We start from the raw sequence: 11042 nt of genomic DNA, 5'->3' as shown, positions 1-11042 counted from the left end.
GGAGACCCTCATGTTCGATCGACGCTCCACCTTCGGCGAAGCCCTGGATCACGCCGGGGCGCGCGCCGTCCTCGAGCGGCTGATGCCCGGCATCGCCGCGTCGCCCATGGCGGCTCAGTTCCGGGACGGGCACCTCGGCTCGCTCGTCGCGCTGGTGCCTGCGCTGGAGGATGAGACGGCACGGCAGGCGCTGTGGGAGGAGCTCGCCGCCGTCGAATCCGACGTGCAGCGCCCACCCTATGCTCCGGCGATCGAGCCGGACGCCGCCTACGAGGATGTCACGGTCGCGCGCGCGTCCGCGACGGTCATCCTGCCGGAGTCGACCCCGAGATGGGGTGTGCTGGAGGTGCGCATCGCCGGCCCGTCGCACGGCAACCCCTTCGTCGACGTCGAGCTGGATGCCGTGTTCACCCGCGCCGGGGAGCAGCTGCGCGTCGGCGGGTTCTACGACGGCGACGGCGTGTACCTCATCCGCGCTCTCGCCGACGTCGAGGGCGACTGGACCTTCGAGACCCGCTCGACGGCACGCTCGCTCGACGGTCTCTCCGGCACGGTCACCGTGGGGGCTCCCCTGGAAGGAACGCACGGTCCGGTACGGGTGGACGGCTTCCACTTCCGGCACGCCGACGGCACCCGGCACCGCCCGCTCGGAACGACGGCGTACGCATGGACGCATCAGCCCGAGGGCCTGCAGGAGCAGACCCTCGCCACTCTCGCGGCGGCTCCTTTCACGAAGATGCGCATGTGCGTGTTCCCGAAGTCGTACCTGTACAACGCCAACGAGCCGGCCGACTTCCCCTTCCCCGGATCGCTCGCCGATGGATTCGATCTCGAACGGTTCGACCCGGAGCATTTCCGCAGGCTCGAACGGCGGATCCTTCAGCTCGCCGAGCTCGGCATCGAAGCGGACCTGATCCTGTTCCATGCCTACGACCGGTGGGGATTCGCCGACCTGGGGCCCGCCGTCGACGAGCGCTACCTGCGCTACGTGGTGCGGCGCCTCTCGGCGTTCGCGAACGTGTGGTGGTCGATGGCGAACGAGTACGACCTGCTCTGGGCCAAGGACGTGGCCGACTGGGAGCGTCTCGCCGCGATCGTCGGCGAGGAGGACGCGGTCGGCCATCTCAACTCGATCCACAACTGCCGTCCCTTCTACGACTATTCGGCACCCTGGATCACCCACGTGAGCATCCAGCGCGTCGACGTCTATCGCACGGCCGAGAACACCGACGACTGGCGTGAGCGCTGGGGCAAGCCGGTGGTCATCGACGAATGCGCGTACGAGGGCGACATCGACCAGGGCTGGGGAAACATCACCGGGGAGGAGATGATCCGCCGCTTCTGGGAGGGCGCCGTCCGCGGCGGGTACGTCGGTCACGGCGAGACCTACTACCCGGAGGCAGCGGGGAGGGATGACGAGATCCTGTGGTGGTCCAAGGGCGGCGAACTGCACGGCACCTCCCCTCACCGCATCCGCTTCCTCGACCAGCTCCTCGCCGAGGCTCCGGACGGGGTGTGGGATCCGTTGCCGAGCGACTGGGACGTCCCCTGGGGCGGCGTCGAGGGGCGCGTGCGCGTGGGCTATTTCGGCTTCAACCGACCGCGCTTCCGCAACATCCTGCTCGGCGAGGGCGAGTGGGCGATCGACGTGATCGACACCTGGAACATGAGCGTAGAGCCGGTGCCCGGAACGCACTCCGAAGGATCGCTGCGCGTCGAGCTGCCGGGCAGGCAGTTCATGGCGGTGCGGGCCACGCGCGTCGATGGAGCATCGAGATGACGCGGTTGCGCGGGAAGACCGCCCTGGTGACCGGCGCGGGCGCGGGAATCGGCCGGTCCGTGGCTGAGCGCTTCGCTCGTGAGGGCGCCCGCGTCATCATCGCCGATCGAGATGCGGATGCCGCTTCCGCGGTCGCGTCGGCGATCGGAGACGCCGGGCGCGCCGTCATCGTCGACATCTCGGATGAGGCATCCGTGGAAGCAGGCTTCGCCGAGGTGGTCGCGGCAGGATGGAGCCCCGACGTCGTCGTGGCGAACGCCGGCGTGCAGTTGTTCGGTCGGGATGCCAGGGCCGCCGATCTCGATCTGGAGGTGTGGCGCCGCACGATCGACGTGAACCTCACGGGCACGTTCCTCACCGTCAAACATGCGGTGCGGGCGATGCTGGCCACCGGCAGCGGGTCGATCATCCTCACCGGCAGTCCCACCGGCGTGAACGGCGAGGGCCGGGACTTCACGGCGTACTCGGCCTCGAAGGCCGGAATCCACGGACTCGCCCGCACCGTCGCCGCGGCATACGCCGGCGACGGCATCCGCGTGAACACCGTGGTGCCCGCGTACACCGAGACCGCGCTCGTGAGCACGATCTCTGAGGACCCGGAGACCCGGGCGGCGATCATCGGCCGCATTCCTCTGGGCCGCGCGGGGCGACCGGAGGACGTCGAGGGCATCATGGTGTTCCTCGCGTCGGACGACGCCGAGTTCGCGACCGGTGCGCTGTTCGCCGTCGACGGAGGGATGACGACGATCTAGCCCGCCGAGCTCGTGGACGGGCGTCCTGCGCGGATCGATCTAGGCGGACGCCACCTCGCCGGCGCCGACGTCGATCGGCGCGGGAACGGTGTCCAGCGCCGTCGCGAGCCCACCGTCGACCACGTCGCCGGTGGTCTCACCCGCGGCATCCTTCACCACATCGGGCGCCTGGCCCATCGCCACCGCGCGGCCGCCGACGCCGAGCGCCCAGCCGAACATGCCGATGTCGTTGCGGCCGTCGCCGGCGACGAGCACCTGCCGGCCGTCGATGCCGAGCCGCGCCCGCACCCGTTCCATCGCCGTGCCCTTGTCGACGCCCTGCGGGGCGATGTCGAGCCAGGCCGTCCAGCCGATGGCATACGAGACCTCGTTGAGTCCGGCATCCGCGACGAGACGGTGGAAGTCCTCCTCATCGTGCCCGGGCGAGACCACGACGATGCGCGAGACGGGCGCCGCGGCGAGTTCCTCGAAGAGCACCTGACGCCCGCCGTCGAGCGTCCAGTCGTCGAGCTGGGCGGTGTACAGCCGCTGCCCGGAGCCGAGCTCGACCATGTAGCGCGCATCCGGCAGGCGCTCGCGCAGCAGCGACAGCACCGTCGACGGATCGAACGTCTCCACGTGCCACCGCTCCCACCCGTCACCTGCGCGTCGCATGGTCACCGCGCCGTTCGAGCACACCACGTACTCCGCGGTGAGCCCGAGCTCCTCGACGTAGCGCTGCGTACCCATCCAGCTGCGTCCCGTCGCGATGGTGACCTCGTGGCCGCCGTCTCGGAGCCGCGCGACCGCCTCGGGCACGCCGGGGCTCATCGTCTCGTCCTGCAGCAGGATGGTGCCGTCGACGTCGAGCCCGACGAGCCACGCGGTTCCGGTGCCGACCGGAGCGGCGGTCACGCCTCCGGCTCCAGCACGGCGAGGCCGCCGAGATACGGCTGCAGCACCTCCGGCACGCGCACCGAGCCGTCGGCGCGCTGGTGGGTCTCCAGCAGCGCGACGATCCACCTGGTGGTGGCAAGCGTGCCGTTCAGCGTCGCGACGTGCTGCGTCTTCGCGCCCGAGGCCGTGGACGCGTCGGACTCCGGCCGGTGCCGGATGTCGAGGCGGCGGGCCTGGAAGGTCGTGCAGTTCGAGGTCGACGTGAGTTCACGGAACGCGCCCTGCGTCGGCACCCACGCCTCGATGTCGTACTTCCGGGCGGCGCTCGAGCCGAGGTCGCCGGCGGCGACGTCGATCACCCGGTACGCGAGCCCGAGCGAGGTGAGCATCTCCTCCTGCAGCGCGACCAGGCGAAGGTGTTCTGCCTCGGCCTCCTCGGCCGTCGTGTAGACGAACATCTCCAGCTTGTTGAACTGGTGCACGCGGATGATGCCGCGGGTGTCCTTGCCGTGCGATCCGGCCTCGCGGCGGTAGCAGGTCGACCACCCGGCGTAGCGCAGCGGGCCCTTGGACAGGTCGACGATCTCGTCCTTGTGGTATCCGGCGAGCGCGACCTCGCTGGTGCCGACGAGGTAGAGGTCGTCGTCCTTGTCGAGGTGGTAGACCTCATCGGCGTGCTCGCCGAGGAAGCCGGTGCCCTGCATGATCTCCGGGCGCACGAGCGTCGGCGTGATCAGCGGCACGAAGCCGTTCTGCAGCGCCTTGTCGAGTGCGAGGTTCATCAGTGCGATCTCGAGGCGGGCGCCGATGCCGCGGAGGAAGTAGAAGCGCGCGCCGGAGACCTTCGCGCCGCGCTCCATGTCGATCGCGCCGAGGATCTCGCCGAGTTCCAGGTGATCGCGCGGCTCGAAGTCGAACGCGGGCACGTCGCCGACCCGGCGCAGCTCGACGAAGTCCGCCTCGCCGCCTGCGGGCACGCCGTCGATGACGACGTTCTCGATGCGGCCGAGAGCGGCGGATGCGGCATCCGCCGCCTCGTTCGCGGCGATCTGGGCCTGCTTGACGCGATCGGCGAGTCCCTTCGCCTGCGCGACGAGCGCGGCCTTCTCATCCTTCGGCGCCTTCGCGACCTGCTTGCCGAAAGCGTTCTGCTCGGCCCGCAGCTCTTCGAATGCGGCCAGCGCCGCGCGGCGCGATCGATCGGCCTCGAGCGCTGCGTCGACGGATCCCTGGTCGTTGCCGCGCGCGGCCTGCGAACGGCGGACGATCTCGGGCTGGTCGCGGAGGAGTGCGAGGTCGATCATCCGTCAAGTCTAGGGCGCGCGCGAGTACGGACCGGATGCCGGGATTAGAGTAGCGCCATGACCAAGCCTGCCGCAGCACAGCGCCAGGCGGCCCTCGTCTACAACCCGGTCAAGGTCGACGAGAAGCGATTGCGCGCCCTGCTCCGCGACCAGTCGAAGAAGGCCGGGTGGGCCCACCCCGCCTTCTATCCGACGACGATCGAGGACGCCGGCCAGGGGGCGACCGCACAGGCGCTCGCCCGCAACGTCGACGTGGTGCTCGTCGCCGGTGGCGACGGGACGGTCCGGGCCGTGGCCGAGGCGATCAGCGGCACCGGCGTGCCACTGGCGATCCTGCCCAGCGGCACCGGCAACCTCCTCGCCCGCAACCTCGGCCTGCCCCTCGGCGACCCCGCCGAGATGATCAGGGCGGCACTCGGCGACTTCACGCACCCGATCGACGTCTGCTGGGCGGCGCTCACCCGCACCGGCGGCGAGACCTCGGAGCACGCCTTCGTCGTATTGGCCGGCATCGGGCTGGATGCCGACATGATCGCGAACACCCGTTCCGACCTGAAGAAGTCCGTCGGCTGGATCGCCTACGTCGACGGCGCTGCGCGCTCCCTCGCCGGGGCGAAGCCGTTCCGAGCGATGTATCAGATCGACGACGGCCGCCTGCACACGACCAAGGTGCACAGCATCCTGTTCGCCAACTGCGGCACCCTCCCTGCCGGGATCGCGCTCATCCCGGATGCCTCGATCGCCGACGGCATCATGGACATCGCCGTGATCCAGCCCACCGGAGTGCTCGGCTGGCTGGGCGTGTGGCGAAAGATCTGGTGGGACAATTCCGTGCTCCGGCGATTCCGTGCCGGCCGGCTCGTGCTGCAGCGGCGCGGCAAGGACGCATCCGTTCACTACCTGCGCGGGCTGAGCGCCGAGGTGGCCGGGAACGGGCCAACCCCCATCGAGCTCGACGGCGACGAGTTCGGGCTGGCGATCCGCATCCGCTGCCGTGTCGAGCCGAAGGCGCTCCTGCTGGCGCTGCCCGCCGGGCACCCGGTCGACGCGCTCTGAGGCTCGGGCGTCAGTCGCCCATGACGGCCACGGTGCCGTCGAGGTTGTCTCCGACGAGCGTGAGGGTGAAACCGTCCTCCTCGACGGCGTCATCGCCGAAGCTGATCAGCGTCGCGCGCGGCGCCATGTCCATCGTGCAGATCTGGTCCGGATCGGTCGAGAACGTCACAGTGCCGGCGTTGCCCGCACCCTGCACCGACTCGATGACCGGCGGGCAGCCGGACGAGCCCCAGGTGAGCAGCACGAGTCCGCCGTCGCCGACCCAGCCGGCGGAGGGCTGGTAGTCCGTCGGCGTTCCGGCCGCGCCCGCCAGCGCGGGGTCGCCGTCGAGATCCACGTCGTCGACGACGTCGCCGTAGGTGACGTTCAGCGTGATGTCCTGCGTCGGATCGACGCCCTCCGGCAGCATTCCGGCGCTCGCTCGCGGCGCCATGTCCTTCGTGCAGACCGCATCGGCGTCCGTGTCCACGAGCGTGACCGTGACGGTCTGCCCCTCGGCCGTGACGGTGTCGACGGCCGGCACGCAGGTGGACGATCCCCAGGTGACGACGGCGAACATGCGCCCGCCGTCCAGGAGCGTGCCCTCGATGTCGCCGAAGTCGTCATCCGGCGAGCTCGACGGCTGCGTCGTGGCGGTGCTGGTCGGCGTTGCCGAACCGGGTGTCGCCGTGCAGCCGGCGATGAGCAGCGCCGTGGCGGCGAGCGCGGAGAGTGCGGTGGCGAGACGCTGGGGGGAGGTCATGCCCCCAGGGTACCCTCGCTCACTGCAATGCCGAGGTGAGCCGGGCCAGGTTGTCGAGCACGGTGGAGCGCAGCGGCTGCTGCATCCACTCCTCCAGCGTCAGCTCGCGGCTCAGCGCGCGGTAGCGATCCTCGACCTTCCGCATCCCGGTGACGAACTCCGCGCCGCGCACCAGCATGGAGACCTCGAGGTTCAGGCCGAACGAGCGCATGTCCATGTTGCTGGAGCCGATGACCGCCGTCTCGTCGTCGATGGTGAGGCTCTTGGTGTGCAGGATGTACGGCTGGCGGTACATCCAGATGCGCACGCCGGCCCTCAGCAGCGCCTCGTAGTAGCTGCGCTGCGCGTGGTAGACGACCGCCTGATCGCCCTCCTCCGAGACGAAGAGCTCGACGGCGACGCCGCGATCGCACGCCGCGGAGACCGCGATCAGCAACGCCTCGTCCGGCACGAAGTACGGGCTCACGATCATGATCCGCTGCTTGGCGGCATAGAGCAGGCCGAGGAAGAGGCGCAGATTGTTCTCGGTCTCGAACCCCGGCCCCGACGGCACGACCTGGCAGTCCAGATCGCCGGTACCGGTCTCGACCTTGGTGATGTCGAGGTCGGTCAGGACCTCGCCGGTCTCGCTGTACCAGTCGGCGAGGAAGACCGCGTTCACGCTCGCGACGACCGGACCGTCGACGCGCACCATCAGGTCGACCCAGTGCAGGCCGCGCTTGATGTTCTTGGGCAGGTTGTAGGTCGAGTCGGTGACGTTCTGCGAACCGAGGAACCCGACGCGTCCGTCGACGACGAGGAGTTTGCGGTGGTTGCGCAGATCGGGCCGCTGCATCCGGCCCTTGAGCGGCTGCACCGGCAGCATCAGGTGCCAGCGTGCGCCCATCGCGTCGAGCCGTGCGATGGTCTTCCGGTAGCGGGGCTTCCACCGGTTCGCCCAGTGATCCAGCAGTACGCGCACCGGGATGCCTCTCGCCGCGACCTCTTCCAGTGCACGGAAGAAGTTGTCGGTGGCGGCATCCGTCTGAAGGATGTAGAACTCCACGTGCACATAGGTCTCGGCCCTGCGGATGGCGTCGGCCATCGCATCCAGCGACTCCTGGTAGTCGGAGATCAGCCGGGCGCCGTTGTCGCCCGACAACGGCAGCGCGCCCATGTTCTGATTCATCTGCACGAGAGCCTGGAACCACTCCGGAGCATTCGGCCGCAGGGTGCCGAAGTGCAGATTCTCGCTCGTCTCCTTGATGTACTCGTTGATCTGGTCCTGCTTGCGACGACGGGCGCGCGGCAGTCGCGGGTTTCCGATCAGCAGGAAGAGGAACACTCCGACATACGGGATGAAGAAGATCGCGAGCAGCCAGGCCATCGCAGATGTGGGCCGGCGATTGCGCGGGATGACGATGATCGCCGTGACACGGATTGCGATGTCGAGGATCAGCAGGAAGGCGATGACCCACCACGGCCAGGCCTCCGGAATCATCGCGTCCCCTCGACCTCTCCTCGCCACGACGGCGGTCGCCACGGTGTCGCGCCATACGCGGCGCTTCGCTTCACAGTAGCGGATGCCGGTGCGTCAGAGACGGGGCGGGAGGCCGCGCGCAGCGCGCTCCTCGGCCTCGATCTGCGCGTGCACCTTGCGCTCGGTGCGGTCGAAGCGCAGGATGCCGCGGATCACCATGAAGAAGACGGCGCTGACACCGATGGTCGGCAGGATCGACCATGCCGCGGCGAGCCAGAAGTTCTCCATGCCTCCATGGTACGCGGCCGCGCGCGGCCTCGACTCCTCCTGCACAATCGGGGCTTCCTCGAGAATCCATCCACATCGAGCCTTTCGGCCCCCGCGCGGTGAAGCGGTCGAGCACACTCACGTGATGACCACAGTTCTCACCGCCTCAGGCTCCGCCGAGTTCCTCGGCCTCGTCCCCGCCCTCGCCGGTTTCACCCCGCACGAGAGCATCGTCCTGCTTCCGTTCCGGGGCAAACGCGCCCATGGCGCGATGCGCCTCGACCTTCCCTCCGATGAGGTCGACCTCGACCGGTACGTCGAGACGGCCATCGCCCTCGTCTCCCGCGTGACGGCGATGGATGCGGTCGCCGTCGTCGTCTACACCGACGAGCGCGCCCTGGCGACGCGTGACGGGCTCGTGCTCCCGGTGGCTGTAGCCGTCGACGATCTCCTCGACTGCGCGGAAGACGTCGGGCTGCGCATCGTCGACGCGCTCTGCGTGACGCCGGAGGGGTGGGCGAGCTATCTGGATGCGGAGCCGGCGCTCGCCCCGCTCGGAGACATCCCTGCGCCACCGGCTGCCGCGCGCGCGGGCGACGTCGCCGTCGACCAGCTCGCCGGCGCAGAGCTTCCGCACGTCGACCTGGCCGAGAAGGAACGTGTCGGCACCGCCCTCCGCGGTCTCGACGAGGTTCTCGCCCACGATGCCGCCGGCCGGCTGACCGGTGGCGAGCATCCGCAGGCGCTCGCCGCCGCCGTACTCCTCGACGACATCCCGGCCTTCTTCGAGATGCTCCTGGCTGAGCCGGAGAATCTCCCTCCGTTCGCGACCGCGGCGCTGCTGTGGTGCCTGGATCGACCGATCTTCCGCGACGTGGCGCTCACCCAGTGGGCGACCGACGTGGGTCACGGCATCGGCACCCTCGAGGCGCAGCTCGCGTACTCGCACAGCGGCACGGCGATCCCGGACGACCTCGGCGCCGTGTTCCTCGGGCAGGGGCCGAAGCCCGACCCCTCCCGCCTGCAGCGCGCGCTCACCATCGCCCGCCATGCAGCCGCCCGGGCACCACGGGACTCACGACCGGGCCCGCTCACCGCTGCAGCCTGGCTGTCCTGGGCGCTCGGACGCTCCAGCCACGCCGCGCACTACCTCGACCTCGTGCGCGAGATCGATCCCGAATACGGGCTGGCCGCACTTCTGGGCTCGATGATCAGCGCCGCCATGCTGCCGGAATGGGCGTTCCAGCGAGGGTGAGGCTGTTACTTGACGAGCGGGAAGAGGATGGTCTCGCGGATGCCGAGGCCGGTGATCGCCATCAGCAGCCGGTCGATGCCCATGCCCATGCCACCGGACGGCGGCATCCCGTGCTCGAGCGCCCGCAGGAACTCGTCGTCGACGGGCATCGCCTCGACGTCGCCACGCGCAGCGAGCTTCGACTGCTCGACGAAGCGTTCACGCTGGATGACGGGGTCGACGAGCTCGGAGTATCCGGTGGCGAGTTCGAAGCCGCGGATGTACAGGTCCCACTTCTCCACGACGCCGGCGATCGAGCGGTGCTCGCGTACGAGAGGAGAGGTGTCGACGGGGAAGTCCATCACGAACGTCGGGCGCACGAGATCGCCCTTCACGAAGTGCTCCCAGAGCTCTTCGACGAGCTTGCCGTGGGTGGGGTGCGGCGGCAGGTCGACACCTGATGCCTCGGCGAACGCGATGAGATCGGCGACGTCGTCCTGCGGGGTGACGGTGCGGCCGGATGCGGCGGACAGCGACTCGTACATCGAGACGCGGTCCCACTCGCCGCCCAGGTCGTACTCGGTGCCGTCGGCCCAGGTCACGGTCGTCGAACCGGTCACCGCGATGGCCGCCTGCTGCACGAGCTCCTGCGTGAGCTCTGCCATCTGGTTGTAGTCGCCATACGCCTGGTAGGCCTCGAGCATCGCGAACTCGGGGCTGTGGGTGGAGTCGGCGCCCTCGTTGCGGAAGTTGCGGTTGATCTCGTACACCCGCTCGATGCCGCCGACGACGGCGCGCTTGAGGTACAGCTCCGGCGCGATGCGCAGGTACAGCTCGGTGTCGAAGGCGTTCGAGTGGGTGATGAACGGCCGGGCGGATGCTCCGCCGTGCTGCACCTGCAGCATCGGCGTCTCCACCTCGAGGTAGTCGTGGCCGGTGAACGTCGCACGCAGGCTGGCGTTGACCGCGGCCCGAGCGCGAACGGTGGTCCTGGCCTGCTCGCGGACGATGAGGTCGAGATAGCGGCTGCGCACGCGCCCCTCGTCGCTGAGCTCGGAGTAGGCATTCGGCAGGGGGAGGATCGCCTTCGATGCGATCGTCCAGGTGTCGGCCATGATCGACAGCTCACCGCGGCGGCTGGAGATGACCTCGCCGTGCACGAACACATGGTCGCCGAGGTCGACGAGCGCCTTCCAGTCCGCGAGCGACTCCTCGCCGACGTTCGCGAGCGAGATCATCGCCTGGATGCGCGAGCCGTCGCCGGCCTGCAGTGTCGCGAAGCAGAGCTTGCCCGTGTTGCGGCTGAACACGATGCGGCCGGCGACGCCGACGATGAGGCCCGTCGCCGTGTCGGGCTCGAGCTCGCCGTACTCGGCGCGCAGGGCAGGGATGGTGTGCGTCACCGGAACAGCCACGGGAAACGCCCCGCCGCCGGCATCCGTCCGCTGCGCGATCAGGCGCTCGCGCTTCGCCAGGCGCACCGCCTTCTGCTCGAAGACGTCGTCCTCGAGGGTCTCGGCGGGGTTCTCAGCGGGCGCGGCAGACGCGTCAGTCATTCGGGGCTCCTTGGAA

The 11042-nt window shown here is 69.5% G+C and carries 10 protein-coding genes; 4 read left to right on the top strand and 6 right to left on the bottom strand.

The genetic code is table 11. The annotated features are described in order from the left end of the window. Positions 1-10 precede the first annotated feature (10 nt). Both CUR96_RS17555 and CUR96_RS17550 read left to right on the top strand, forming a co-directional pair. Positions 11-1780: a DUF5605 domain-containing protein gene (locus CUR96_RS17555; RefSeq protein ID WP_102194624.1), complete on the top strand. Its 1770-nt coding sequence runs from the start codon at positions 11-13 to the stop codon at positions 1778-1780. Further along, positions 1777-2532: an SDR family NAD(P)-dependent oxidoreductase gene (locus CUR96_RS17550; protein WP_102194623.1), complete on the top strand. Its 756-nt coding sequence runs from the start codon at positions 1777-1779 to the stop codon at positions 2530-2532. Before CUR96_RS17555 ends, CUR96_RS17550 begins: the two co-directional genes overlap by 4 nt. A gap of 39 nt (positions 2533-2571) precedes the next feature. Here the strand turns inward: CUR96_RS17550 and CUR96_RS17545 are convergent, their stop codons facing one another. Then, entirely contained in the window at positions 2572-3426 is an 855-nt protein-coding gene (locus CUR96_RS17545) for an HAD family hydrolase (RefSeq protein WP_245861459.1), read from the bottom strand. Then, positions 3423-4712: a serine--tRNA ligase gene (serS, locus tag CUR96_RS17540; RefSeq protein WP_102194622.1), complete on the bottom strand. Its 1290-nt coding sequence runs from the start codon at positions 4710-4712 to the stop codon at positions 3423-3425. The genes CUR96_RS17545 and serS overlap by 4 nt, the downstream gene beginning before the upstream one ends. 57 nt (positions 4713-4769) lie before the next feature. On the opposite strand from serS, the gene CUR96_RS17535 reads away from it, so the two are divergent. Beyond that, positions 4770-5768: a diacylglycerol/lipid kinase family protein gene (locus CUR96_RS17535; protein ID WP_102194621.1), complete on the top strand. Its 999-nt coding sequence runs from the start codon at positions 4770-4772 to the stop codon at positions 5766-5768. 10 nt (positions 5769-5778) lie between these two features. Here CUR96_RS17535 and CUR96_RS17530 read toward each other — a convergent pair whose 3' ends face one another. The 3 genes from CUR96_RS17530 to CUR96_RS18660 form a co-directional block, all read right to left on the bottom strand. After that, the gene (locus CUR96_RS17530) at positions 5779-6510 is read right to left on the bottom strand and encodes a hypothetical protein (RefSeq protein ID WP_102194620.1); all 732 of its coding nucleotides are present in this window, start codon (positions 6508-6510) and stop codon (positions 5779-5781) included. A gap of 19 nt (positions 6511-6529) precedes the next feature. Further along, complete coding sequence (gene cls, locus CUR96_RS17525) at positions 6530-7990, bottom strand: cardiolipin synthase (protein WP_102194619.1); 1461 nt, start codon at positions 7988-7990, stop codon at positions 6530-6532. A gap of 93 nt (positions 7991-8083) precedes the next feature. Continuing rightward, positions 8084-8257, bottom strand: coding sequence for a hypothetical protein (locus CUR96_RS18660; protein ID WP_180969094.1), 174 nt, complete (start codon positions 8255-8257; stop codon positions 8084-8086). Positions 8258-8381: 124 nt separating this feature from the next. Here CUR96_RS18660 and CUR96_RS17520 point away from each other — a divergent pair, with 124 nt between their 5' ends. Next, complete coding sequence (locus CUR96_RS17520; protein ID WP_102194618.1) at positions 8382-9491, top strand: DUF4192 family protein; 1110 nt, start codon at positions 8382-8384, stop codon at positions 9489-9491. A 5-nt stretch (positions 9492-9496) separates the two neighbouring features. Here CUR96_RS17520 and lysS read toward each other — a convergent pair whose 3' ends face one another. Further along, positions 9497-11026, bottom strand: coding sequence for a lysine--tRNA ligase (gene lysS / locus CUR96_RS17515; RefSeq protein WP_102194617.1), 1530 nt, complete (start codon positions 11024-11026; stop codon positions 9497-9499). Positions 11027-11042 lie beyond the last annotated feature (16 nt).

The sequence above is a fragment of the Microbacterium aurantiacum genome, assembly GCF_002872075.1.
Lineage (GTDB): Bacteria > Actinomycetota > Actinomycetes > Actinomycetales > Microbacteriaceae > Microbacterium > Microbacterium aurantiacum_A.
Note: the sequence above shows the minus strand (reverse complement) of the source record. Positions and strands in the feature narration are given on the sequence as shown.